We start from the raw sequence: 26,015 nt of genomic DNA, 5'->3' as shown, positions 1-26,015 counted from the left end.
CGAAGTGGTAATAGGAAATAGCACGAGTGAACAGACAATAAAAAAAAGCTGCAAGCAAATGTTTTACACTTTGCTTGCAGCTTTTTTATGCCATTCTTACTTTACGTTGAATCCCGCAAGATACTTTGCATAATAGAGAGGATTAACTTTTAAGTTGAAATACAATTCCTCATCACTAATATCAAGTGCATAGAGAAGGCACGGGTCCCTGTTATTGATTTCAATCAGCCACAAATAGCCGTACTCATCCACTCCTATATCAAGGCCCAGGAAGCCGCAATTGATTCCGCAGTCATCCAGTTCGTAGCACACTTTTTCCGCCAAATACTCTATACTTTCCCTAACCTCGCTTGAGTGATCAACGGAAGAAGGCAAAGCCTTCTCTAAAAGCTCCTCCGCTCTAAAGACAGTTCCCCCGCTGGAAATATTGCTTACAACACTGCCGTTTTCTCCGCATCTTCCGAAAACTGCCATGCACTCCCACATATTCCATTTGTTTTTCTGAAGCACACACCTGAAGTCTACTATTTTTTCATCATATTTTAAAAGCTCTATTCCCTGCTGTACAATGTATTCTTTGTCAGCAAACCGCTTTCCCATATAATCACGGATTTCATCAATGCTGTTTAGGGCTACCTCATGATTTTCTCCTTTGTGCCTGAACTTTAGAATCATGTTTTCTCCATTCATGCTTGCCTGCACAATTCCATGCCCCTTAAGCCCTGAAGCGGGCTTAATATATACTTTATCATACTTTTTAAGCATATTAATCACATCTTCCCAGGATGTATACCTCATGGTATATGGCAAATGCTGCCCGGCAATACAGCTTGAGGCAAGCCATTTATACATATCCCATTTGCTGAAGTAGTGGTTATTGAATATACAGTCCCCCATAACAGTGAGAAAATGGTTCTTCCACTGTTCATTAAGACCAATCTTACGATAAATTGCCGAGGGATATGGAAAGGTTGCCCTCTGCCATTTGCCTAAACCGGGATTATAGCAAAAGCCTTCAATTAGATGCCTTACGCCGTCTACCTTATCAAGACCAAATACTACAATTGCACCGTTTATATCAGAATAGTTCCGTGTATACATAAGCAGCTTTCGCAAACAGGAATCGGTAAAATCTTTATCCTCTTTTTTAAGCAGTAGCCCTATAAAAGGGCCAATGGAAATCTCGTTTTTATAAACCGAAACTTCGTATGCCAGGTAATCGGGAATATACAGATCTTGGGATACATTGTCTGATAATAAAATCACATTATCCGGGACGTTCTCTGATGTTTTAACTTTTACATAGTGCCTTTTACTCCCAAAACTAATATAGGCTTGCTTTTTGCTTCTTATATTTATTTCGTCGGCTGTCTTAGGATTAACAGTGAATACGGAGTGGTTATTTGAATCTGATTTTATGGTAAATACGCTGCTCATTTTTTACACACCCTGAAAATATATTGATTTTGATATTTGGCTACATAATAACCATTGGATAGGTATCGGTATCGTCCACCTTATACTCTCTTGATGATACTGCAAGCATTACCATTGGCTCATCTTCCTCGTTTTTAAAGGCATGCACCACATTAGCAGGCACCTTTATTATGATATTATCGCCTGAAGAGAGCTTTACAGTTTCAGAGCATCCGGTCTCCAAATCCTTCAACGAAAAGCTGGCCGTTCCTTTCAATACGGTAAAATACTCCACAGTCTCCTTGTGATAATGGTTGCCCCTTACGGCACCTTTGTTTGAGTACAAAACATATACCTCTTCAATATCCATGCCAATACAGCTTTTCATTGCTATTTTCTTAAGGCTGCCGCGTTTATCTTCAAATGGCTTAAACCTTATGATTTCAAATCTCTTATCCATTTTTTGCAGCCTCCGTACTATCTAAACCCACGCCAATATAAGTTATTCCAGCATTCTCCATTGTCTTTTTGTCATATACCCTACGTCCGTCAATTAAAACAGGCTTACTCATAAAGCTTACAAACTCATATGAAGGTATAGAAGTAAACTCCGGCCAGCTTGTTATCAGCATTGCTGCATCTGCATTTTGAAGTGCCATCTTATAATCCGTCATAAGATGCAGCTCTTCATTATCATTGGGTAGTACCATGCTCGCATTTTGGACAGCAATTGGGTCCACAGCAAACACTTTAGCTTTTTGCCTAAGAAGCTCCCTTATTATTATAAGAGCTGGAGATTCTCTTACATCATCAGTGTCAGGCTTGAAAGCAATTCCTAAAACCGCTATCTTCTTCCCCTCAAGCCCATTGATGTTTTTTCCCAGTCTTGTAACAAGCCTCATAGGCTGGGTTTCATTTATATTCATTGTGGATTGAAGTATTTCGGGTTCATAGCCTTTGCCTGCTGAGAATGATATCAACGCTTTGACATCCTTGGGGAAACAGCTTCCTCCAAAACCGCACCCAGCCCGCAGATAACTGATCATTTCAGGATTTACAAGCCGGTTTCCTACTTTCGGATTAAACCTTTTATCCAAAGTAACAGACTCAAGAACCTCCCTTACATCGACACCGCCTGTTTCCTCACATATGGAAGCAATCTCGTTGGAATAGGAAATAAGTGTGGCCAATAATGCATTAGATGTGTACTTGATCATTTCAGCAGTTCTCAGATTTACGCGAATGATCGGAGCCTTAAAGTGGCCTTTATAAATCCTGTTTACTACATTGAAGCTCTTATTGTCATAAGCTCCTATCACAATCCTGTCTGGATTCATAAAATCCTCAACAGCTTTACCTTCCCGCAGGAATTCAGGGTTCATGGAAAGCCCGAATTGCCCTGCCTTTTTACCCGAGGTAGTTTCCAGAATATTTTTTACAATAGTGTCTGTGGTTGTTGGAGCAACAGTGCTTTTTACACAGACAACATGGTATTTATCCTTGCCTTTTAATATCTGTCCAATTTCAGTGGCACAGCCGATTATATAGCTTAAATCTATTCTCCCATCTCCAAAAGGGGTTCCCACAGCAATAATGGAAACATCGGAATTCATTACAGCATACTCTAGGTCGGTGGTTGCTTTCAGATTACCTTTACCTATAACCTGCTCCAACAAGACCTGCAGTCCTGGTTCATAGATTGTGGCTTCGCTGTTGTTGATCCTTGTAACAATGTCTTCCCTTTTATCAACGCAGGTTACCTTGTGCCCCTTATGGGCAAGGCTTACACCTGTAACAAGTCCTACATACCCGGTACCAATAATGGAAATCTTCATTGCTGGCTCCCCCCTTCAAAATGGTATGCTTTTTTATACCATTCCATGGTTCTTCTTAAAGCCTCATCCAAATCGATTTTAGGCTCATAACCCAGTAATTTTTTGCTCTTAGTAAGGTCAGGACACCTTCTTTGCGGATTGTCAATAAGGTAGTTTATATCGCTGCTTTGTCTATATTCAACATCAATACCGCCAACAGTTCGTGCTACTGCCTTTGCTAAACCGAGCATAGATATCTCCAACTGATCATTGCCTATATTGAAGGCTTCTCCGTTACAATCAGAAAGCATAGCCCTCAAAAAACCACACATGGCATCACTTATATAGCAGAAGCTTCGTGTTGGTGCACCATCGCTCAATATCTCAATTTTTTTGCCATTAAGTGCGTTGTAGAAGAAGTCCGGAATAACCCTTTTATCATCAATTCTGAGACCTGGTCCGAATACATTGAAAGGACGGACCACCTTAACCGGCAAATCATGCTGATTGTAATAATTTACGCATAGGGTTTCACCAAGCCTTTTGGATTCATCATAGCATGCCCTTGGACCGGTACATGATACATTACCGTTATAATGCTCCGGAGTTGGAATCCAGGCTGGGTCCGGATTTCCGTATATTTCACTGGTGGAAAAGAACAGAAAGCTTTTTACTTTTTTCTTTACCCCTAAATCCAATAGGTTCTTTAATCCTGTAACATTTGTTTCAATTGTTTCAATGGGATATTTTCTATAAAAGGTAGGTGATGCAATGCTGGCAGCATGTACTATATAGTCAACCTTGCCTCTTATGGAAAAGGGTTTGGCCACATCCCTGTTTAGAAATTTGAAGTTTTTATTATCACTCAAATGCTTGATTCTTTCAGGGATACCTGATATGAAATTTTCGAGACATATTAAACGGCAAGGCTTTTTAAAAATATTCCTGTTGCAATAATCTATTACATCAAGGAAGTACCCTCCTATAAAGCCTCCGCCGCCGCTTACAAGCCATGTGCTTCCCTCAGCCTTCTTAAGCATATCCCTAAGTTCATTACTTATATATTCAACATCTTCATATATAACGTTATTAAAGCTCAAAATGATCATCTCCCTGTATTCTCATATTTGTGCAGATTATTTTTGTACCAATCGATAGTGCGAATGATTCCTTCCTCCAAGCCTATTTGAGGTTCCCAACCCAGTACATTCTGAATTTTTTTTATATCAGGCTGCTGCTTCCACATTTCATTCTCCCTGTATGGAACAGCTCCATAATTGGGTTTGCTCTGAGCATTCAAGTTTTTGAAGACAATATCTACAAGAACCTTCATCTTATGCACAACACCGCTTCCAATGTTAAATATACCGTTTTTAACAGTCTTATTTTTTGCAGCAAGTACAAATCCGTCAATTATATTTTCAATATAACAGTAGTCACGGTATTGCTCACAAAGAGTGAGGTTGATATCAATGTTTCTCAAGATTGAAAGAATGAGATTTGGAAAAAACTTGTGACTGCCTTCGTTCTCTCCAAAAACCCCAAAGGATCTTAGTGTTATGATATCAATATCCTTCTCGTGTGCTATTTGGTGAGCTATAATCACGCTTGCAGCTTTAGTGCTTCCATAAATGCTTAACGGGCACAGCTCATCACGCTCTTGAATTATTGCAGTTTTATTTCCATATTCCGCACATGAGCCGGTATTGATAAACTTTTCACATCCTGTTTCTGCCACAGCGTTTATAAGGTTCATAGTTCCTGTTATGTTTGAGTTTACTGCCACATGGTAATCCTTCTGCCTGGCATCAACACCATAAGCTCCGAAGTGGAATATGAAATCCGGCTTTATCTGATTCACATAAGTTACAAGTGCTTCCTGATCTCTTAAATCAATATTCCTAACATCTATTTCCTCTATAACATCTTCAATCCGCCAAAGATCTGACGATTCTCTGGCCAAAGCACACACGTTTGCATTTTCTTTTGCCATCCTCTGGACCATATGTGATCCTATAAAGCCACTGGCCCCTGTAATGAGGACTTTCTTTCCTTTAAAAAATTCTTCTGCCATTTATGCCTCCCTAAACCTATACAACTATTCCCAATTGGCCCATGGTCTTTTATTGTTCTTCCACATTTCGTTTATAAGCTGCACGTCTTTTACTGTATCAAGGGGCTGCCAGAAACCATCATGCTGATATACGGCAAGCTCCCTGCCCAGAACCAGTTGTCTTAAAGGTTCCTCTTCCCATACACATTGTTCATCATCACTTAAATAATCAAATACTCTCTTATTTAAAACGAAGAAACCGGCATTTATCCATCTGTCCATTATTGGCTTCTCCTCAAATTTTGTTACTACGCCTTCCTCTACCTCCATAACTCCATAACCTGATCTTGGCCTGATTGCTGTTACGGTTGCAATTCTACCCTTTTGTTTATGGAATTCATAAAGTGCATCTATATCTACATCAGATACTCCGTCACCATATGTCAGCATAAACTCATCCTCATCAATATACTTCTGTATCCTTTTTATCCTGCCTCCGGTCATTGTTTCAGGCCCTGTGTCGGCGAATATTATGTTCCAGCTTTCCGGTGAATTTAAACTACTTATTTTCATTCCATTTTTATGGGTCTTCAGACGAAAATCATTATTTCTCCAGTCCATATTGACAAAATAGTCCTTTATCGCCTCCTGATTGAAACCGAGACAAAGCACAAACTCATCAATATTAAACTCCTTATAGTACTTCATAATATGCCATAGTATTGGCATCCCCCCAACTTTTACAAGCGGTTTGCAGGTAAAAGTGGAATCATAGCCCATTCTAAGGCCTTTTCCCCCACATAGAATTACAGCCTTCAATTGAAATCCCCCCGAGTCTCATTCCCTATTTCTTTTAAAATAGTTAATAAAATTATTTGTACTGCTATCCTTCCAAATACTCTTATAAACCCCATTATCCAAAGTCTTGACAAAGCCAATAACCTTCCTTATTTGCTTTACATATCTTCCGTAAATATACCTGACAGCATTTTCAGGCAGTTTTCTCCTGTTGCACAGCTCATACTCACATTCATTGTAAATATCAAACCCGCTGAAATGGTAAACAATTAGCTCATTGTTGTTGCAAAATACAGTTTTTTTGTTTTTGGATATTTCAACCCTTCTTACATTCCAAGGGCCTAAATTAATCCCCATATTTTCAGTAACCTTTACATTTCCAAACATCTGAGGCCAGTAATCCAGGTATTTTTGATCCGACCAGCGGTCTTTCTCAATTTTGTTGTAGCACCACTTGATGCACTGAATTTTCCACCAGCACAGACATTTAAATGCAGTTTTATCTCTCATAAAGCCTATAAGACCTGCCGAGAAGCTGCCGAACATTTTTTCCGACTTGGGGTTCATCCAAAGCTTGCTTATAAATATAGATGCCTTTCCCCATTCCTCGTAAACCTTGCTTACATCATTAAAGAAAAACAAGTCTGCATCACAATATAGGATCGAGTTAATGTTGTAATTGTTTTTTAAGATAAACTGGATAAAAGGAGCTTTGAGCGTCCAGCAATATTCATTTACTTTTCTGGTTTCTTTAGCTTTATAAAGTTTTCTGCCTTCTAGGTTTCTAAGCTGAAAAATTGTTGTGTTTTCAAGATTTATTTTTTTCATAAAGTTATACGACAAATCATCGGTACACAAGACCCAAAGATGGAAGTTAGGCATATTTTTTTTAAGTGATATATATAAGGCTAAGCCTTTTACCAAGTAGTCTTTGCTGAATATTGTACAAATATGGTGAATGCCTGTTTCCTCTCCTTCATTTGCCTTCAAGTTGAAATAGTTTCTTATAAAATAATCACCTCTGGGTTTTAATTCATAGAAACCTTTATGGACATTTCCAATAAACTTCATGATATGGTTTGAGGCCTGAATATATGGAATGTACAACCATTTAATAATATTGTCATGAAAGTTCATCTTATAGCCGCACAAATCAAACTCATTTCCATCAAAGTATTTAAACCCGTAATAGTGATATAAAATAAGTTTTTCATGGTTAACATAAATTTCACCGTCATATAGGTCAACCTTACAACCCCTTATAATATAAGGAGTTATGTTTACTCCCATATTTTTAATGACTCCCACATTCTGGAACCTTTCCAGCCAGTCATTTACATAAACCTGGTCACTCCAGAGCCCATTTTCCCATTTATCGTAGCACCATTCAATAAGCCTTGCCCTAAACCACTTAAGGCACTCCAGTCCGTATTTATCCTTTTTGAACCCCATGAATCCTGTATTGTAAAAGCCGTTTGTAAAACCCATCCTTCTATGAGGCTTTCTCCATCTTTCCTCAGTCAACATTATTGAGTAATCTCCCCACTCATTGAAAATGGGATCTGGGTCGGAACAAAATAATGTATCTCCATCCAACCATGTGATATGGTCGGTTTCTTCATAGTTCTGTAGTATATATAGGCAAGCAGATGCCTTGGAGGTCCATGCATACTCCTTGTCACTTCTGGTGCTTTTAATCTGAAGAAGTTCCTTATCATACTCCTCTATTTCTCTTAGGGTTATTAGTGTCGCATGTTTTAAATCCATTTTTTCCAGCAGGTACTTAACGTCATCGTGTAAGCATATGATAAAGTAATGAAAATCCTTATCCCAACGTTCCATTGAGTAGTACAGCAGCAGCCCTTTGTAAACATAATCCCTGCTGAATGTAGAACAGTAATAATGTCTCACTCTTGCCGATACCCCTTTCATTAATCTGATCTATTTTTTACTATCAATATATTCAGCTGCTGGAAAATGAGCTACATAATAACTTGACAAATGCAAAAGTATTTATTGTATAATGAACATAAAGAAAATCAGAACGTTTATAGTCAGGAGTATTTTACTGTATGAGGAAGCTTATTATTTCAGGGGTGCTGTGTATATCACTGGCAGCTATCGGTGTTTCAATCTTCAGCTACTATAACTACCATAACCCGCTTTATTATATAAGAAACCCTATATCTGTTGAAAATCTTAAATTTGATATGGACAAGGATTCTGATGGAGTCAATGACCTTGACGATATTGTTGAAGGAGCAAGAAAGGAAATAACCAACAATACCAAGTATAAAGATGGGTATTTTGATGGAGGATACCCTCCTCCAAGTGAGGGTGTATGCACCGATGTGATTTGGAGATCCCTTAAAAATGCGGGCTATGACTTAAAAGCCCTTATGGATATTGACATAAGGAAGAACCTAAAGGATTATGCCAACAGAATTACCAAGCCTGACCCTAACATTGACTTCCGTCGGGTAAAAAACCAGCTTGTATTTTTTAGAAAATATGCAAAAAGCCTTACACTTGATGTTATCCCTTACGACAAAGAAAATTTATCAAACTGGCAAAGGGGAGACATAGTTATTCTAAATACACCTGAAACCGATCACGTTGCAGTAATATCCGACAAGAGAAGAAAAGACGGTGTACCTTATATACTGCACAACGCAAGTACATATGCAATGGAAGAAAATCTGCTTTTGAAGTGGAGCAAGAAGAAATATATTATAGGGCATTTCAGGTTTCCCAAGAATTGACATGAAGAAACTACTCCTATATTGATTAATAGTGAACTGCATAGTTTTATCAGCTCATTATCAATTAAATAGGAGCAGTTTTAATTTATGGTATGAGGATTAATATCTGCCCTTCAATCACAGCGGCTTGACCGGGACATAAATATCCACTATATGCATCTTCTCAGGATGCTGATTGTGGTCATTTAAATAGAGCTCAAAGCACGGACCTTCATCAGGCTGGTACCCACTTTCAGGAAACCACTCACCGCATATGGTATTCCACGCATCCTGATATTGGTCACCTTTTATTTCAAAATGCCCTATTGCATATTTACCCCCTGAGATTTTCATCTTGCCGATTTCACCATCTACCTGAGTGTCTTCAGGAGCTGTCATGCAAGCACTGATTCTTAAGTTGTTTTCCTCTGTAATCTCCGGGTTGTCATGATATACCGTAATCATCTTAGTTTCCGGGAAATTGATAAGGCCTCTGGCATCAGCCCAAGTATATAACTTACCAAAAAGTCTGTCGAACAAGGTTTGGTCTCCCTTGTAAGACCCCGTATTCCTGATATACACAACGCTTAACTCAGGCATTTCCTTTACTTCTACACTGAATCTAATGTTTGACATATATTTTTCCCTCCAATAAAAATTTTTCACTGCATCTTTATTGTAAGGAAAATCTTTAGCATTTTCTTTTCCCAAATTGCTATCCATTTTGCAATTCTTGCTTTTATATAACCTGGGATTCTTTCTCCATTCTCCTGCACTTACGTTAAAATATTTCTTAAACGCCCTTGCAAAGGAAGCTTGATTTGTAAAACCGCATTCATATGCTACTTCTGTAATAGACTTTTTAGGGTTTGCAACAAGAGTACTAGCTGATTTTTCCAGACGAATCCTCTGAATATGCTGATAAAGAGATTCCCCCGTCATTGCACTGAATATTCTGTGAAAATGATACGGAGAAAAATTTGCAACCTCAGCAAGTTTTACTACAGACAATTCCTCGCAAATATTGGCTTCTATATAATCCTGAACCTTGTTAATTCTTGACCTGTATTCCTCACGAAGCAATTCTTTTCTATAATCCATATCCCTTACCCCACATAAAGGCTGCTCATCATGTATAAGGCCTCACTTCTTAAACTTGGCTAATGCATCTGCTAAAGCAGAATTAATGCTTTCAGACTTATTCTGCATATTTAAAATCTTGCTTACCTCTTTCTTATTTACTTCACTTTTCTTTCTTTCGGTAAAATCCGAAACCCTCTCTCTGTATCCGCAAGCACAATAGAAAGATTTCTTTTCATCCTCTCCCCTTATCTCCATTTTCTTATGACACTCGGGGCATCTTGCATTGGAAACCAGGGACACTGATTTCCTAAAGCCACATTCACGATCTGAACACACAAGCATCTTCCCTTTTTTCCCTTTTACATCCAATAGGTACTTGCCGCATTCAGGACATCTTTCCCTTGTCATGTTGTCATGAGTGTAAGCAGCAGAACTGGTAACACAATCCCTTACCAGCTTTGTGGCATAACCTTTCATATCTTTAATAAACAAATCAGGGTTGGATTTTCCCTTGCTGATATGGGAAAGCTGAAGTTCCCATTTGGCAGTAAGCTCGGGTGATTTTAAGTCCTGAGGTACCAATCCTATAAGCTGTACTCCCTTGGAAGTAGGAAAAATCTCCTTGCCTCTTTTCTCTACATAAAAAGAGCTGAACAGCTTTTCAATAATGTCTGCCCTTGTAGCGGGAGTACCAAGACCTGATGTGTTTTCTATAGCTTCCTTTAAGGCCTTATTATCTATAAACTTGCCCGGGTTTTCCATTGCCGAAAGAAGTGTTGCCTCAGTATAGCGGGCAGGCGGCTTGGTCTTGCCGTTAACTGTCCTTACAGACAGTATCTTAAGGCTTTCATTCTTTTTAACATCGGGAAGAGATTGATCTTTATCCTCATCCTCCTCGCTGTCATCATATGCACTCCCGTCATATATGGATTTCCAGCCCTTGGATTTTACAATCTTACCCTTCGCGTATAGACTCTCTCCCTGGACATCTGCCTTTATGGTGGTTTGCTCATACTCAAAGGGAGGGCTTAGTACCGCGATAAATCTCTTTGCTATCAGATCAAAAATGCTTCTCTCTTCCTGACTCAATGCACCAAGGTTTACATACTGCTCCGTTGGGATTATTGCATGGTGGTCTGTAACCTTGCTGTTGTCCGCAAACCTTTTTGTTACAACTATTTTGTTCCTCATTATTTGGCGTACATGCTCTGCATACGGACCTACTGCGATGCTTTTCAGCCTGTCGGGCAATGTTGGAACAATATCATCGGTTATATACCTTGAATCAGTTCTAGGGTATGTTACAATCTTATGCATTTCATATAATCTCTGCATAATGGATAATGTTTGCTTTGCCGAATAGCCAAACCTTTTGTTGGCATCTCTCTGGAGCTCGGTCAGATCATACGCAAGAGGCGGCGGCTCCTTCTTAGTTTCCTTTCTTATATCCGCGACAGTGGCCATTTTATTGTTCAGCTTGGCCACTATTGTATCGGCTTTAGACTTGTCAAATATCCTTGACTGCCCTGAAGCCTTGTCCTGCCACCTTAAATAAAACCCATTGACTTTAGCCTCAATAGTCCAATAATCCTTCGGAACAAACCTGTTTATCTCGTTCTCCCTTTCAACAATCATGGCCAATGTCGGGGTCTGCACCCTTCCTGCCGAAAGCTGAGCGTTATACTTGCATGTAAGTGCCCTTGTAATGTTAAGACCAACCAGCCAATCAGCTTCAGCTCTGCACTGTGCCGATCTGTACAGATTGTCATATTCCTTTGACGGTTTAAGATTATTAAATCCATCCCTTATGGACTTATCTGTCTGTGAAGATATCCAGAGTCTTTTAATAGGTTTTTTAAAGCCTGACTTCTTAATAATCCACCTTGCCACCAGTTCTCCCTCACGTCCGGCATCGGTAGCAATAACCAGTTCGTCTATGTCATCCCTCTTCAAAAGCTCTTTTACCACTTTAAACTGTTTTGCTGTTTCCTTTATAACTACAAGCTCCATCCTGTCGGGAAGCATTGGCAAATCCTCCAGCTTCCAGGACTTGTACCTGTCACTGTAAACCTCTGGATCTGCAAGAGTCACAAGGTGACCCAATGCCCATGTTACAATATATTTTGAACCGGAAATATACCCGTTGGCATTTTGATTACAATTTAATACCTTTGCAATATCCCTACCAACAGAAGGTTTTTCCGTTAGCACTAAAATTCGTCCCATTATTTTTTATACTCCTCTCGGCCTTAAAGCACACAAAATTATAGAAATTATGTTTTTTCCATGTTATCATATTATTAAGAATTTTTATAGTATTATTGTAACGTATATTCATCTGTCCAGAACATGCACCAAAGAAAGGAAAGTGAAAAATGTCTTTTAAAAGGGTTATTTTATTAATTCTATCGTTTTCTATAATTGTAGGAGCCGTTGGTTGTTCCTCCAGGGAAGCAGAAAACCCAGACGCTCCTGATTCCAGTCAAGTAGCAGCTACCATAGGCAGCCAAAAAATCACCAAAGACGAATTTGTTTTTTATTTAAAAAATGCTAAACGAGATATGGAACAGCTGTCAGGGGTCTATGGAAAGGAAGAATCGGTAATAAAAAAGTTTTGGGAAACCAAAGTAGCCGGTGAAGATCCCATGGCCACAGCAAAGGAGAAAAGCCTTAATGCTCTAAAAGAGCTTAAAATACTTCTGACACATGCCAAATCTCAAAATCTTAAGCTTGACCAGCAAAGTTTGGATAAAATCAAAGCACATATGGACAGCATAGTCAAAGACCATGGAAAGGGCGACCAGAAAAAGGCAGATAAGTTTACCCAGGAAACGTATGGTATCAAATTCAGTCAATATGAAGCTATATATAAAGATTATGTTCTTGCATATGAAATATTTGTAAAAAAGTTCAAACAGGACTTGAACATACCCGACAAAGAAATAAGTGATTATTACAACAACAACAAGAAGACTTATGACAGGGTTATAGCAAAGCATGTTCTTATTTCAACCGTCGACTCGGAAGAAAAGGAGCTCCCACAAGCCAAGCTGGATGAAAAGAAAAAGCTGGCAGAAGATATACTTCAAAAGGCCAAAATCGGCACTGACTTTGAAAGCCTTGTAAAACAGTATTCTGAAGATCCAGGCAGTAAGGATAAGGGCGGACAAATCCAGGCAGCCAGAGGAAGAACTGTTAAGGAGTTCGACCAGTGGTTATTTAGTGCAAAGGACGGCGATTTCGGTCTTGTAAAAACCAAATACGGTTATCATATAATCAAGTATATTAAAAGGACAACCTTTGATGATGTCAAGTTGGAAATAAAAGAAGAGCTAGAAAATCAAAAATACAACGCAAAGATTGAAGAATGGCTTAAAGATCCAAATTATACCGTGAAACCAAATAAGAAATTGATTGACTCCATCAGTGTTTTATAAAAATACAGCAGTCTTATGGAGGCTTGATTCTAAATAAAAGTGTTAATAACCTTACAATTATCACTTTTATTATAGAATTAAGCCTCCTCTATTTTATTTTCTCTTTATTTCTGCTTGTTTCCTATGATCTCTCCGGCTAATACCCTGGTTTCAAATCCCGCCTCAGTTTGTTCCAGGATTTCATCATCAATATTAACTGTACCTTTTTTCAGAATCATAATAAGAGTTGAGCCTCCAAACTTGAAGTACCCCTTCTCATCCCCTCTTGTGACACGCTGGTCGGGTGCATATGTCTGAATAATTGATCCAACCGATGTTGCACCCACTTCCACATATAAAACATTACCGAAGTTCTCTGACTTTAGAATACTGTACTCTCTTTTATTCTGGCAGTATACTCGGGCAATAGTTTTCAAAGCTGCAGGATTAACTGAATAATAGTGTCCTTTTATCTTTATGGTTTTACTGCAGGTTCCTCCGTCTATAAAGTGAAACCTGTGATAATCCAAAGGACAAAGCCTTAAAATAATAAGTGTCCCTCCTTCATATCCGGCGGCGAGGCTTTTATCCATCAACAGGTCTCCAAGTGAATAGGTTAACCCTTTTACCTGAACCAGTTTGTTTATATCGATATCCTGCCATGCATACATCCTCCCATCTCCTGGTGAAAGGAGCTTGCTGGCGTCCTTGTCAAAGGGCCTTGTGTGTGGTTTCATTTTCCTTATAAAAAATTCGTTAAAGTTTTTAAAGCTGCATACATCATCCCGGCATTCTGATACATCTATACCATAACCGTCAATGAACTTTTTTATTAGTCCTGCACTTTTCCTGCTGTCACAAAACACACCTGAGATACTTGAATAAAGCTTCCTTTTTATCAGAAGTTCCAGACCTACCTTGCCAGGAACGGTTCCATAAAGAACATTTAAAAACTTGTCTCCAGCAACATTTTCTACCTCATACTCTTTTGTTTGTCTATTGTAGACCTTTATCAATTTATCTCCCTCCAACGTCCAGGTTGAAAAAACTTAATATTTATAACTATAATTATTTTTGACTATGCCTAAACAATGATAATTATTTAACAATTTTAAATTATATTATATGTCTTTTATCATAAAAAGTAAATCTATATGTTATAGAGAATTTAATTAGGGAGCAGATTTCACCATAATTTGCCCCACAATAAAAAGACTCGCCCACGGGCCAGTCTTTTTATCTTTATATAATTATTAAATAGAAGGGTTCATTTAAATATATAACCTTAGCCGTCAAATATTAATCATAAGATAAATTTATCATACTTCCTTTATATATTTCAATCGCAATATATGCAAATTAATAGATATTATTGTCTATCCCTGAAATACATCTTACTACAATAGACCTAAACTGTTTAATCCTTCTATCCAGTCGATAAACTGCTGGGCTGTCCTCGGCGAGCGTCCGTTATACAAAAGCTCCCATTTCATAGCCTCCTGGTGCAGCCAGTCCCTGTCTACTTTGAGGCCTCTGCTTGCTGCAAGGTTGTCAATTATTTCTAGGTACCTTTTTTTGTCAGGTAGAGTAAAGGTGACAGTTATACCGAATCGATCTGCTAAAGATAGCTTTTCCTGTATTGTATCTCCGGCTCTTACTTCATCGTCATAGTTGCTTGACATTAGCCCAGCTCTGTCACTGAATTTTTCTTTAATTAGATGTCTGCGGTTGGAAGTTGCATAAATTACCACGTTCTGTGCCCTGCATTCCAATCCTCCCTCAAGAACTGCCTTTAGTGCCGTATAGCTTTCTTCACTGTCTTCGAAAGCAAGATCATCAATAAAAAGAATAAACTTTTGGGGCTTACCCTTAATTAGCCTTATTATCTCCGGCAAATCCGACAAATAAGTTTTGGGAACCTCAATCATTCTTAGCCCCTCGTCACAATACTCGTTAAGAATTGCCTTCACTGTCGAGGATTTACCTGTTCCTCTATCACCGTATAACAAGACATTATTAGCCCTTAATCCCTTAAGTAGAAACTTTGTATTATCAATTACTTCTTTTCGTTCAAGCTCATAACCTGTCAAATCCGATAATCTGACCGGATCAGGGGTTTCGATGCCTTTTAGGCAGCCAGCCTTCCCACAATTTTCCCATATGAATCCTTTATACTGTACAAACTTTCCTGCTCCCTTGCTTCTGTGAAATTCTACAAGTGCTTCCAAAGAGTTTTGCCAGTTTTCCTGTGACATTAACTGGCCCATTATTTCACTTACAATCCCGTCTGCCGATGTCTTGGAAAATTCCCATTCAGGCAAGCCTTTGACTAAATGTTTCTCCGACTCATCCTTACAAAGAACTGAAGCAACATAATCCTTTATTTCAGACGATGTCAGCTGTGCTATTTTTTGCAAGCAATCCAGATCATGTTCAACAGCCCTTAGTACGTTTTCATCTATTCTCTGAGCACTTTTTATGCTTACATATTCATTAAATACATTCTCATTATAAATCATTCGTTTAATAACATAAAAATCAAACGAATTGAAGGAATTGTTTTTGGTCAGTACATGATAAAACTCACTATAAAATCTCACAAAATTAACCACATCAATATCATTATTATCAATATATTTAATCATCTTATAAAAACTTGAAATAACTTCATCCTGCAAAATACCTCTATAAATTGTTATAGATTCTAAGCATATATTAGCTTCTCTTATTTTATCAATCATGCTCCAACACTCCCTTTATCATCATCTTCTATGGTGCAGCGTGCATCGCATTTTACCGGATTCTAACAAATTCGCTTGCAATTTTACAACCTTGGTATTAAAAGGGCGGGATCAGCTTAAACCCGCCCTATTATAATTATAAATGTTTTAAAAGATATTAGTCTACATTAATGGCTTTAATATCATCCATTATCAATGTTCCGTTTCCAGTAAAATCATCCACCTGGTTAACATATATGCCTACAGCTTCGATGCTGTTGAGGTTATCTTTCAAAGCAGCTGCCTTATTAGCCTCTGACTCCCATGGTGCAGGAGTAAAACCTGAGAAACTAAACACAAGGTTTTTTTCAGCTGAATCGGCAAACACTGGATAAGCCTCAAAATAAATACCATTAGCCCTGATTTGAACAACCATTTTCTGATTTAATCCATCAGGAGTAATCCACATGGATAATGCGTTCATGCTGCTCCAATCAACACCACCTGTTTGTTTGACAATACCGCTGTACCCATTTGTACCTATGGTATAATCAAATTTAACAGCCTTTCCTGAGTTATGAGGCACAAGGGAAACAGTTGAAGAATCCCCTGCTTGAGTGTAAGCATTTTTGAGCTCTTCATTATCGCTGAAATAGCCCTCAAAATCATCAACCAATGCAGGATCTGAAGGTTTTTGCTTAATACCATTTATAAAGGCTATATTATCTATAAATATAGGACCTTCATAATTCCAGTCAAAAGCCACAAAAGCCATTATTAAAGCCGTTGCTGTTCTATCCTCCAGATCCACAACCACATTGTAGCGGTACATCTTTCCGTAGTCACCTGTAGATTCAGTGTCTTGCTTGAAGTCACTGAGACGGAGCTCCAATGCACCCTCCCCATATTTTTTATACCCTGGTTCAGCAGGCATCAACGCCATTGTATACGGCTTAAACAATGTGTCCTTGGCAGTTTCGGGAAGAATTATATCAAACGCTACCTTATTAACATCCGACATATTTACAGCATTATTTATTCCCGAAAGCTTAACTTTTAATTCCTCATATGTCCAATCACTGCTGTCACCGTTATCAACAAACTTGGAATCAACCTTTATTGCCTTGAGTCCACTGTCATATGAAACAGTTCCTGTTACACTGGCATCCTCAGGAGCATATGAACCGTCATAAGTCACATCACCAAGCTCGGTATCAAAAGTAAACTTCTTTAAAACAACTTCGCCCAACACTTTGACGCTTATTGTTTCTTCCTGTATTGTTTCATCAGAATATTTCACTGTAACAGTCAAACTAAGCTTTGTACCATTCTCCTCTTTGAGTGGAGTCCAAAGGGCACTGTATTGCCCGTCAGTATCCTTTGTCATTGCTAATGCTGCATTGCTGGGAGTCTTTAATGTTACTGACGAAACAGTCTTGCCATTAGCAAATACCTTAGCCTTCACATTGGTAGGGCCTGTTACTGTAGTTCCATCATAGAGGTTTGAAATGTACATATAGGGTTTTTCAGCAACAGTATCAACATCCAGATCATAGAAGCCGTTGATTGTATCGCTGAATACTGTAAAGTCGTCGTTGTAGAAATTGACAAAGTCCTGCAAGAGTTCACTGTTACCATATATGGAATGGTGCATGTATGGCACCCAGAACTGATTCATATCAAAGTTTGCCCAAACCAACATATATGCAGCCTTATTCTTGCCTGCAGCCGCACTTTCCTTCAATGCATTAAGAAGGGTTGTAAACCAGCTTTTATTAACATTGTTTTCTTTCTTGATTCCGCTGGCAATACCTGTTTCTGTTATTGTTACAACCTTACCCCTCTTATCTGCCATCTCTGTCAACAGCTCTGTGCGGCTGACTATGGACTTCATCCATCTCTCTTCAGAAGTCATGCTTCCGCTGTCATCATACTGGTCAAAACCTAATACATCAACATAATTATCTCCGGGATAACGCTCAAGGTATTCCTCTTCTGTGCTGAAGGTACTTGAAGGTGAATATGCATAGAGGAAATTATGAACTCCTTTAACATCTCTTAAGTAATCAACGGTATAACGGAACAGCTTTATGTACTGATCAGGAGTACAGAATGCAGCTCCCCACCAGAACCAGCTTCCTGTATTTTCATGGAACGGTCTGAATATAACTGGTATTAAATTTCCGTTTTCATCCTCTATACTGTTTGCAAAAGTTGCAATATTATCGAGGAATTTATTGTATTCTGCATGCTTTGATCCGCCTGGCAGAATATGTGTTACCACATTTCCATTTAGATCATAGAAGTCTCCACCTGTTACAAAGTTAGGCATATGGGCACTTAATGTTATTACACCGCCTGTGGCATGTGCTTTCTTAACCACATCTGCAAGCAATTTAATGTTTTTCTCGACAGGTAAAGAAATATTTCCAGGTGACTCTTTACCTTCAATAGAAAGGGTATCCCACCCGAATACTGCCGGGAATGCACCAACATTATTCTTTACGTCGGACTGAGTTCCATCCTTGCTTCCGCCTGTTGTAAGTCCGAATGTAGTGGCATGCTGCTGCCCGAACATAAGGTTTTTACCGCCGATACCCTTTAACGCTGCAAATAATGAGGCTGTTTCTTTTGTAGCGTTTACATCCACTGCATCAATAGGACTAACATCATATCCGCTTGTTGATATTTTAGCCTTATCTGTTCTTGGGCCAGGATTTGGATCCGGAATTGGTGTAGGCTTCGGTTCATTTGTTCCGCTGCCTACCAAACGAATCTCGTCTATATATATCGGAGTCTGGGCTGATCCGGCAAGCTCCTGAATGTTTATTCTTTGGATTGCTGCAGGACTCCCCAGCTCACTCAATTTCATAGTAATTTCTGTCCATTCTCCCGCTTTGGCAGTGAAGTTGATGTTTGGACTTGTTGATGTCTCATCTGCAGCATCTCTCATTATTGAGAATCCCAATTTCTTGTCGCTGTCTCCACCGTTTACCCAGAATTTGATGCTTTCATATCCTGCTGTATTTATTACCTGTGCACTGTACAATGATAATGCAGCCCATGCACCTGTGTACTCTACAGAGATTGACCCCGATCCTTCCTTAACATTGGTGGTGTTTGCAAAATCAACTTGAGAACTCCATGACCAGTTCTGGAAGCCAGCTGGAAGTGAATCTTCATACAACTTTAAAATCTTGTCTTGTACCACAGGCGTACCCGAAATCACTATATCATCAAAGTATATCTGCGTTTGAGCCGAGCCACCCATTTCCTGGAAATTAATCCTTTGGATTGTCTCAGGGTTTGCAAGTTCACTTAATTTAATTTTGATCTCTGTCCATTCTCCAGCTTTTGCAGTGAACTCTACTTTAGGCGTTAGGGATGTGTCATCTGCTGCATCCTTGGTAATAAAGAAACCAACTTTCTTATCACTGTCTCCGCCGTTTACCCAGAATTTTATCATGTCATAGCCTTCTGTAGCTATTTTTTCTGGGCTGTAGAGTGATAATGCAGCCCATCCACCTGTATACGTTACTCCAAGTGACTTGGTTCCATTTTTAACAGTAGTTGTCACTTCTGTATCTTTTGAAGCATTCCATGACCAATCCTGCAATCCAGCTGCTAAAGCATCGTCATAAACTGTGAAAGTCTTTGCAGACACCTGTACCGGTATTGCGGCCAGTGTAAGATTGTCAATGTATATTGTAGTCTGGGCTGCACCTGAACGTTCCTGGATGTTTATTCTCTGAATTGTCTCAGGGTTACCCAATTCGCTTAATTTTATTTTAACTTCTGTCCATTCTCCTGCTTTTGCAGTAAACTCAACTGTTGCACTTGCAGTATCAGCAACAGCATCTGTTATGCAGTACAATCCCAAATTCTTGTCGCTGTCTCCGCCATTTACCCAGAAGTTGATGCTTTCATATCCTGCAGTGTCAATCTTTGTAGGACTGTAAAGCGATAAAGCTGCCCATGCTCCTGTATATGTTACAGCAATAGAATTACCTTCCTTAGCAACCTCTGAATTTGCAAAATCCCTATCACATGTCCAAGACCAATCCTGCCAGCCTATTAACAAGCCGTCCTTATAAACATTTATATCTGTTTTAGGTGATGGCTTTCCTGTAGGCGTAGGCGTTGGTGTATTTGTGGGTACAGGCGTACTTGTCGGTGTAGGAGTTATAATAGCAGCGTCTTCATAATCCGCAGGGGTAGCACCAAAATGTTTGGCTAAAATAACAACATCCTGCATGCTTATTGTTGCGTCTAAATCAAAGTTAACATCTGCATTAAAATTGACATCACCGGCAACCGAATTAAAAGCTTTGGCAATTGCAAAAACATCAGCCATGTTTATCATGTTATCGGCAGCACCGTTTTTGGGGATATCACCAGCCCAAAGATTTAATGGTTTCTCGCTTGTAGAAACAAGGGACTTGTTATTTCCCGGAACATTCTTTACCAATCTTGAAAGGTAGCCCGGCTTGGATATGATAAGATTATATGAAGCATCTTGCTTTTGAACTCCATCAATCCTGAAAAATCCTGCTGCGTCAGTAACCCCAGTGAGTTCAGTCCCTAGCACCGAGACTTTAAACCCCTCTTTAATGGGTTTGTTATTGGATATAAAATCAGGTGTGATATAACCTGAAATGTTAATAGCCTCGTTTTCGTCAGCGGCATATGCTGCACCTGCACCTATAGGCATGGCAAAAGATGCTGCCGTAGTAGCGAGAGCCACAAAAGCACTTAAAACTCTTTTCCTCAACATTAACGTATCCTCCTAAAATAAAGTTATTCAATACCTCTTTAGTCTACGATTTAATGCCAATAATACAAAACACCTTCCTTTCCTTGATATTAAGCAGACACTAACAAAATCATGAAATGATTTTGTCAACCTTGGTTGTTGTCGCGAGAAATTATGGTGTAGCATACACCATAATTTCCTAGACACTAACAAAATCATGAAATGATTTTGCGGCTATGCGAAAAGCAAAAGACTAAATGGTATTATAATTTCTATCTTTTTTGTTTGTATTTTAGAGTTTATAGATAAAAAACCATAGACTTGCTGTTTAAGCTGCATTAATGCCTATATATTATGATTTAATGCTTAATTTTTTATCTGTGCTGTGTTTTCAACAAAATATATTTTCACGTATATAATTATATCACTGTATTACTTTTCTACAAATACCCAAACATAATTTTCAAAGTATTATTATTGTTCTATAAATACATAAAAGTGCTATTAATCTTACAATAACTACTTTTTATATTGCAGCCCATGAACTACTTTTATTTTAGATTCATTGGTATACTATACCTTATTTTGGTTATATATAGATAGATTGACTTTATTTAAAAATAGTGAAATAATTATATTAAGAATTTTCAATTTATCATCAAGCATATCATAATAGTAAGCAAAACCAACTAATTTAATATAAATATTAGCATATATTATGTTTGGACTAATAAACACATAGCACTATGTGTCCAATACTTTCGGTATTTATAGATCTTTGTTTTTCATTATTTATATCAAAAATACGAAAGGGGTTTTGGAAATGAAGAAAAGAATGCTTGTCCAGGTTTTAGTATGCATCGCAGTAATGTTTACAGTGCTTCCTTCAGTTAAAGGCTACGCGGCATGGTATGACAAATATCTCAACACCTGCAAAGAATTAGGTGCACTAAAAAACGATACCCATGATCCAAATGAAAGCCTTAACCGACTAGAAACAGCATGCCTTATAGATTGCATTTCCGCAAGCCACTTAATTGAGCTTCCTCAAAAAGAAAACACCCGGTTTGCTGATATACACATCTGTGAAAAAACCTCTATAGAGTCTGTTTTGAAGCTTGCTAATGCGGATGTTATTAATGGCTATAGCGACGGAACCTTCAAGCCTTATAATAACATTACAAGAGCTGAATTTGCTGCAATTTTATACAAATCCTTTTTCTTACCAGATATTCCGTCAGAAAATAATCCCTTTCGTGATGTCAATAAAAAACAGTGGTTTTTTGAAAGCATAATAACTCTTAGCAATAAAGGAGTTATATCGGGGTATAACGACCCGGACGGTCTCTTTTTCAAGCCTAATAACCTGGTGACACATGCAGAAGCCTGTAAAATGGTGCTTTTAGCTGCAGAAAAATCAGATCTTGCGAAAGAATCGGTGCCATCAGAAATGTCGGGCCAAACTTTGAAAAACCAGGACATTAAAACTTCAAGCCCTGAAATAACAATGGATGCCACTCTAGAAAGAGCAATAAAGGCATACCTACTTGTTAAGAAAAAGATCCCTGTAACAGAAAGCGAGTTGAGCACCCCCCTATCAGAAGCAGATATACTATCAACTGAAATATTATCCTTAAAAAATTGCAACCTAACAAGTCTTGAAGGTTTGAGGAGATTTAAAAATATTATTTCGTTGGATATATCAAATAACAATATATCAGATATCTCCGAGCTTGCATACCTAAAGAACCTTAATTCTATCAGAGTAGACAATAACAAGCTATCAGATATTTCTCCCTTAAAGAATCTTACTGAATTGGAGTTCTTCAGTGCAGATGTAAACCTTATATCGGATTTCAGTCCCCTTACAGAAAATAAAGGCCTCAAATCCCTGTATATGAAATACAACAAGAATCCCGATATTTCATTCCTATCGGAATTCCCTCTTCTGGATTCTTTAGACATAAGCGGAAATGACATCTGTAATATAAATGTTCTTGCATCATTAAATAATATGCAGTTTTTATATATGATTGAGAATAATGTGACAGATCTGTCTTCCCTTAGAAACCTGCCTCTCATAGTTTTATTTATTGAAAACAATCCCATATCAAGCTATATCCCCATTGAAAACAAGAAACTTCTCGCAACGGATTACAAGCCTAATTTCAGATAATTAATAATCTACTCAATAAGTGCTGCAAGATTACTTTTGTCAAGTGCAAATGTAGGCTTGCAGCCTTTATGTTAAAATACTCTTTTTTGCAGATTCGTAGTATAATATTGTTATCAGTTCCTAAAGCCATTTGATGATATATTAAAATCAATTATTGCAAAAAGGAGAATGCATATGGTTCACACTGATGGTGAAATATCCCTTAAAGAATTTTTCTCAAAATACAAACTTAGATTCCTGCTCATGGTTGCAAGCTTAACTGTATTGGAGATTATTTTCTTAACACTCTCTGCATTTGTTTCCTGGGAAGACGTGTTATTAAGAAAATCAGGCGTTGATCTAACTCATGGAGGCCTACTGACAACCGTGTTTTTTGCTATAACCTTCATAATGTTATGCCTCTTTATTTCATCAATAATGCTAAACCTTGACAAAAGGCATTTATCTATAAAAGATATTTTTTCTTTCCCTACTAAAAAAATAATACTTCAATATAGCCTGTACTTCATCTTGTCGCTAATAGTAAGGCTTGTTGCATTTGGTATGCTTTTAGCAGGTCTTATATATATATCCGCTTCAATTAATTCAATGAACGGGCTATTTTCTTTAGTGATCTTTTTAATATTTGTATCGTCCATTTTAGGCCTATTGGATTTTGTTGGAGCTAATATAAAAAGTCTTATAATATTGAGATATAAAAGCAGCTTTTCCTATACATTTTCTGCAGATTTCACAAAAGGATTTTTAATTGAATTCTTCAAGAACCTGTCCATAATCTTGCTTTATGTTGTATGGACCATGCTTAAGCAGAAATACAACATAAAGTCCATTAATCCGGAAGGTACTCTACTACTTTTTTCCGTATTCCTAATATTCAACACAATTACAATAATATCATTTAAAATGAGAAAAGACTGCTTGTCCTCATTCGAGATAATGACAGACAAATACTCCAGTACGTTAAATTCTGCAGGACACAATAGAGATTATACAAACAAAAAATCATATTGGAAATTAGCAGGAAAATTGCTGTTCCCCGCACTCATATCTCTCATTATCATTTTTAATGCATTTATTTTCATTACAGGTCTTGTAAATCTGTCGGCATCACCGAAACCGGGAATTGAGGCACTAAAAAGCAAAACAAGATACACAAGCATAATAAAAAGCTTCACAGATAACCCCAATACATACAGATCAAATGAGCTTGAACTGCCTTACTTGCTTTGTACAGGTTTTCTGGGAAACCCGGAGGCATTTGATTCCTTCTATTCAGGAAGCGTTGGATTGGAAATGAGTAAAAGTGATTCAGCATCTTATAAGTCCTCTAATTCTGTATCCCGCACAAATACGCAGGTTGAAAATATTGATGAGGCTGATATTGTCAAGACCGATGGAAAGCATATATATTATATAAAGGATAGGGATCTTGTAATAGCAAAGGCTTCTCCTGTAGATCAAATGAAAGTTGAGTTTACCAAAAGCTTTTCTTTGGAAAATCTGACACCTGTTGAAATAATGCTGTATAAAAACCATATATCCGTAGTGTTGGGAGATGGCAGCAGTGAATATGAATTAGATCATCCATATTACTATGACAATTCGCAAAATACGATAGTCAGGACTTATAACATTGCTAACCCCAAAAACCCTGCACTAGAAAGAACATTGAAGTTAAAAGGCTCCTATAAGTCCTCAAGACTTATAGAAAACAAGTTATATATTATTACAACATCAAGTGTGAAATCAAATGACAATGAAATTATTTATCCTGAGTATTATGATACGTCTACAAAACAATCAACTAGAGATTTTGACTATAATAATGCCTATTATTTATCGTCTTCCAATAAAGGCATACACTGGGTTAATTATATATCTGTATTCCCCATGGATAATCAAGCTTCTCCCTCCATTGTAAAGGCATATGCCGGAAACACAGACACCATTTATGTCTCTGAGAAATATATATATATGGCTGAATCTTCGCAAGCGGCCATAAAAATGGGGTTAAGCGACTTTTGGAATAATATTGATGACAGCCAAAGATATGACTTTTATAACTATGGCACCTATATATACAGGATAAAAATACAAGGTGACGGTCTGGGAGAATGCGACACGACTTTTGTGGACGGCAGGCTTCATAATCAGTTTTCCATGGACGAATACAACGGCAATCTAAGGCTGGCAGTCCAAAGCAGTGTCTTCAGAGATTCCTCCAGCAGTGTCTATATATTGGACGACAAATTAAAACAAATAGGATTTCTAAATAGGCTTGCTCCAGGTGAGCAAATATACTCTACCCGTTTTATGGGCGACAGGCTTTATCTGGTAACATTTAGGAATGTGGATCCTCTTTTTGTCATTGACCTGAAAGACTCAAGGCATCCCAAAGTCCTTGGAGAGCTGAAAATTCCGGGCTACAGCGAGTACTTGCATCCCTACGACGAAAACCATATTATAGGATTCGGTAAGGATACCAAAGGCGGAAATGAAGGCTTTTCCTGGTACCAAGGCATCAAAATGGCCCTGTTTGATGTGACGGATGTAAACAACCCAAAGGAAAAATTTGTTGAAATAATCGGAGACAGAGGAAGCGATTCTGGACTCCTTAGAAATCATAAAGCACTTTTATATATGAAGCACCTTGGCCTCATGGCGTTCCCTGTCAGTGTTGCCGAAAAAACCGATAATATGGCCAATGCAATAGATGATTGGTCTTTTGGAAGAATCAAATTTCAGGGGGCCTACGTTTATAATGTAAGCAGCAGTGAAGGGTTTAAGCTTCGGGGAAAAATCTCTCATGACACACAGTCTGATATTCCTGCTGTTTCCAATGATTACATCACCAAAGATCCCTCTTTTATAGAGAGGATATTATACATAGATGATGTGTTGTATACACTATCAGGTAACTGCATTAAGGCGACAAACTATAAAGACATGAAGGAGTCCGGCATCCTATACCTTAAATAGGCTTTGGCAACTACTGCCACAACTTCGCGAAGATTTTTATACTGGATTAATATAATATTAAAATAT

16 protein-coding genes are annotated in these 26,015 nt (G+C 38.1%); 4 read left to right on the top strand and 12 right to left on the bottom strand.

Annotated elements, in window-relative coordinates:
- Nucleotides 1–96 precede the first annotated feature (96 nt).
- Genes VIO64_RS13320 through VIO64_RS13290 form a run of 7 tightly spaced genes read right to left on the bottom strand, consistent with a single transcriptional unit; the run spans nucleotide 97 to nucleotide 7,992 of the window.
- Nucleotides 97–1,437, bottom strand: a complete 1,341-nt coding sequence (locus VIO64_RS13320) for a YheC/YheD family protein (protein WP_331918998.1) — start codon at nucleotides 1,435–1,437, stop codon at nucleotides 97–99.
- A gap of 40 nt (nucleotides 1,438–1,477) precedes the next feature.
- Entirely contained in the window at nucleotides 1,478–1,876 is a 399-nt protein-coding gene (locus tag VIO64_RS13315; RefSeq protein ID WP_331918996.1) for a cupin domain-containing protein, read from the bottom strand.
- The gene (locus VIO64_RS13310) at nucleotides 1,869–3,251 is read right to left on the bottom strand and encodes a UDP-glucose/GDP-mannose dehydrogenase family protein (protein ID WP_331918994.1); all 1,383 of its coding nucleotides are present in this window, start codon (nucleotides 3,249–3,251) and stop codon (nucleotides 1,869–1,871) included. Before VIO64_RS13310 ends, VIO64_RS13315 begins: the two co-directional genes overlap by 8 nt.
- The gene (locus VIO64_RS13305; RefSeq protein WP_331918992.1) at nucleotides 3,248–4,330 is read right to left on the bottom strand and encodes an NAD-dependent epimerase/dehydratase family protein; all 1,083 of its coding nucleotides are present in this window, start codon (nucleotides 4,328–4,330) and stop codon (nucleotides 3,248–3,250) included. Before VIO64_RS13305 ends, VIO64_RS13310 begins: the two co-directional genes overlap by 4 nt.
- Before the next feature lie 5 nt (nucleotides 4,331–4,335).
- A complete protein-coding gene (locus VIO64_RS13300) occupies nucleotides 4,336–5,304 on the bottom strand; it encodes an NAD-dependent epimerase/dehydratase family protein (RefSeq protein ID WP_331918990.1) in 969 nt (322 codons plus the stop codon).
- Nucleotides 5,305–5,328: 24 nt separating this feature from the next.
- Nucleotides 5,329–6,102, bottom strand: coding sequence for a glucose-1-phosphate cytidylyltransferase (rfbF, locus tag VIO64_RS13295; RefSeq protein ID WP_331918988.1), 774 nt, complete (start codon nucleotides 6,100–6,102; stop codon nucleotides 5,329–5,331).
- An 18-nt stretch (nucleotides 6,103–6,120) separates the two neighbouring features.
- The gene (locus VIO64_RS13290) at nucleotides 6,121–7,992 is read right to left on the bottom strand and encodes a hypothetical protein (protein WP_331918986.1); all 1,872 of its coding nucleotides are present in this window, start codon (nucleotides 7,990–7,992) and stop codon (nucleotides 6,121–6,123) included.
- 161 nt (nucleotides 7,993–8,153) lie between these two features.
- Between VIO64_RS13290 and VIO64_RS13285 the strand changes: the two genes are divergently transcribed.
- Entirely contained in the window at nucleotides 8,154–8,843 is a 690-nt protein-coding gene (locus tag VIO64_RS13285) for a DUF1287 domain-containing protein (protein WP_331918984.1), read from the top strand.
- A gap of 117 nt (nucleotides 8,844–8,960) precedes the next feature.
- On the opposite strand, the gene VIO64_RS13280 is transcribed toward VIO64_RS13285, so the two are convergent.
- Both VIO64_RS13280 and VIO64_RS13275 read right to left on the bottom strand, forming a co-directional pair.
- Nucleotides 8,961–9,923 (bottom strand): AraC family transcriptional regulator, encoded by a 963-nt coding sequence (locus VIO64_RS13280; RefSeq protein WP_331918982.1) that lies wholly within the window; start codon nucleotides 9,921–9,923, stop codon nucleotides 8,961–8,963.
- A gap of 42 nt (nucleotides 9,924–9,965) precedes the next feature.
- Nucleotides 9,966–12,131, bottom strand: a complete 2,166-nt coding sequence (locus VIO64_RS13275; protein WP_331918980.1) for a DNA topoisomerase III — start codon at nucleotides 12,129–12,131, stop codon at nucleotides 9,966–9,968.
- A gap of 149 nt (nucleotides 12,132–12,280) precedes the next feature.
- On the opposite strand from VIO64_RS13275, the gene VIO64_RS13270 reads away from it, so the two are divergent.
- Nucleotides 12,281–13,342: a peptidylprolyl isomerase gene (locus tag VIO64_RS13270; protein ID WP_331918978.1), complete on the top strand. Its 1,062-nt coding sequence runs from the start codon at nucleotides 12,281–12,283 to the stop codon at nucleotides 13,340–13,342.
- 104 nt (nucleotides 13,343–13,446) lie between these two features.
- Here the strand turns inward: VIO64_RS13270 and VIO64_RS13265 are convergent, their stop codons facing one another.
- The 3 genes from VIO64_RS13265 to VIO64_RS13255 form a co-directional block, all read right to left on the bottom strand.
- A complete protein-coding gene (locus tag VIO64_RS13265) occupies nucleotides 13,447–14,337 on the bottom strand; it encodes a phosphatidylserine decarboxylase (RefSeq protein ID WP_331918976.1) in 891 nt (296 codons plus the stop codon).
- A gap of 381 nt (nucleotides 14,338–14,718) precedes the next feature.
- The gene (locus tag VIO64_RS13260; RefSeq protein WP_331918974.1) at nucleotides 14,719–16,062 is read right to left on the bottom strand and encodes an ATP-binding protein; all 1,344 of its coding nucleotides are present in this window, start codon (nucleotides 16,060–16,062) and stop codon (nucleotides 14,719–14,721) included.
- 157 nt (nucleotides 16,063–16,219) lie between these two features.
- Nucleotides 16,220–20,815: a glycosyl hydrolase gene (locus tag VIO64_RS13255; RefSeq protein WP_331918972.1), complete on the bottom strand. Its 4,596-nt coding sequence runs from the start codon at nucleotides 20,813–20,815 to the stop codon at nucleotides 16,220–16,222.
- A gap of 802 nt (nucleotides 20,816–21,617) precedes the next feature.
- Between VIO64_RS13255 and VIO64_RS13250 the strand changes: the two genes are divergently transcribed.
- Entirely contained in the window at nucleotides 21,618–22,970 is a 1,353-nt protein-coding gene (locus VIO64_RS13250; protein WP_331918970.1) for an S-layer homology domain-containing protein, read from the top strand.
- Nucleotides 22,971–23,144: 174 nt separating this feature from the next.
- On the top strand, nucleotides 23,145–25,949 hold the full coding sequence (locus VIO64_RS13245; RefSeq protein WP_331918968.1) for a beta-propeller domain-containing protein: 2,805 nt from the start codon (nucleotides 23,145–23,147) through the stop codon (nucleotides 25,947–25,949).
- Nucleotides 25,950–26,015: the final 66 nt, after the last annotated feature.

Source organism: Pseudobacteroides sp., from assembly GCF_036567765.1.
Lineage (GTDB): Bacteria > Bacillota > Clostridia > Acetivibrionales > DSM-2933 > Pseudobacteroides.
Note: the sequence above shows the minus strand (reverse complement) of the source record. Positions and strands in the feature narration are given on the sequence as shown.

Coding starts and splice junctions, on each gene's coding strand:
- VIO64_RS13320 (WP_331918998.1), bottom strand. CDS start 1,437: ATGAGCAGCGTATTTACCATAAAATCAGATTCAAATAACCACTCCGTA.
- VIO64_RS13315 (WP_331918996.1), bottom strand. CDS start 1,876: ATGGATAAGAGATTTGAAATCATAAGGTTTAAGCCATTTGAAGATAAA.
- VIO64_RS13310 (WP_331918994.1), bottom strand. CDS start 3,251: ATGAAGATTTCCATTATTGGTACCGGGTATGTAGGACTTGTTACAGGT.
- VIO64_RS13300 (WP_331918990.1), bottom strand. CDS start 5,304: ATGGCAGAAGAATTTTTTAAAGGAAAGAAAGTCCTCATTACAGGGGCC.
- VIO64_RS13285 (WP_331918984.1), top strand. CDS start 8,154: ATGAGGAAGCTTATTATTTCAGGGGTGCTGTGTATATCACTGGCAGCT.
- VIO64_RS13280 (WP_331918982.1), bottom strand. CDS start 9,923: ATGGATTATAGAAAAGAATTGCTTCGTGAGGAATACAGGTCAAGAATT.
- VIO64_RS13275 (WP_331918980.1), bottom strand. CDS start 12,131: ATGGGACGAATTTTAGTGCTAACGGAAAAACCTTCTGTTGGTAGGGAT.
- VIO64_RS13270 (WP_331918978.1), top strand. CDS start 12,281: ATGTCTTTTAAAAGGGTTATTTTATTAATTCTATCGTTTTCTATAATT.
- VIO64_RS13260 (WP_331918974.1), bottom strand. CDS start 16,062: ATGATTGATAAAATAAGAGAAGCTAATATATGCTTAGAATCTATAACA.
- VIO64_RS13255 (WP_331918972.1), bottom strand. CDS start 20,815: ATGTTGAGGAAAAGAGTTTTAAGTGCTTTTGTGGCTCTCGCTACTACG.
- VIO64_RS13250 (WP_331918970.1), top strand. CDS start 21,618: ATGAAGAAAAGAATGCTTGTCCAGGTTTTAGTATGCATCGCAGTAATG.
- VIO64_RS13245 (WP_331918968.1), top strand. CDS start 23,145: ATGGTTCACACTGATGGTGAAATATCCCTTAAAGAATTTTTCTCAAAA.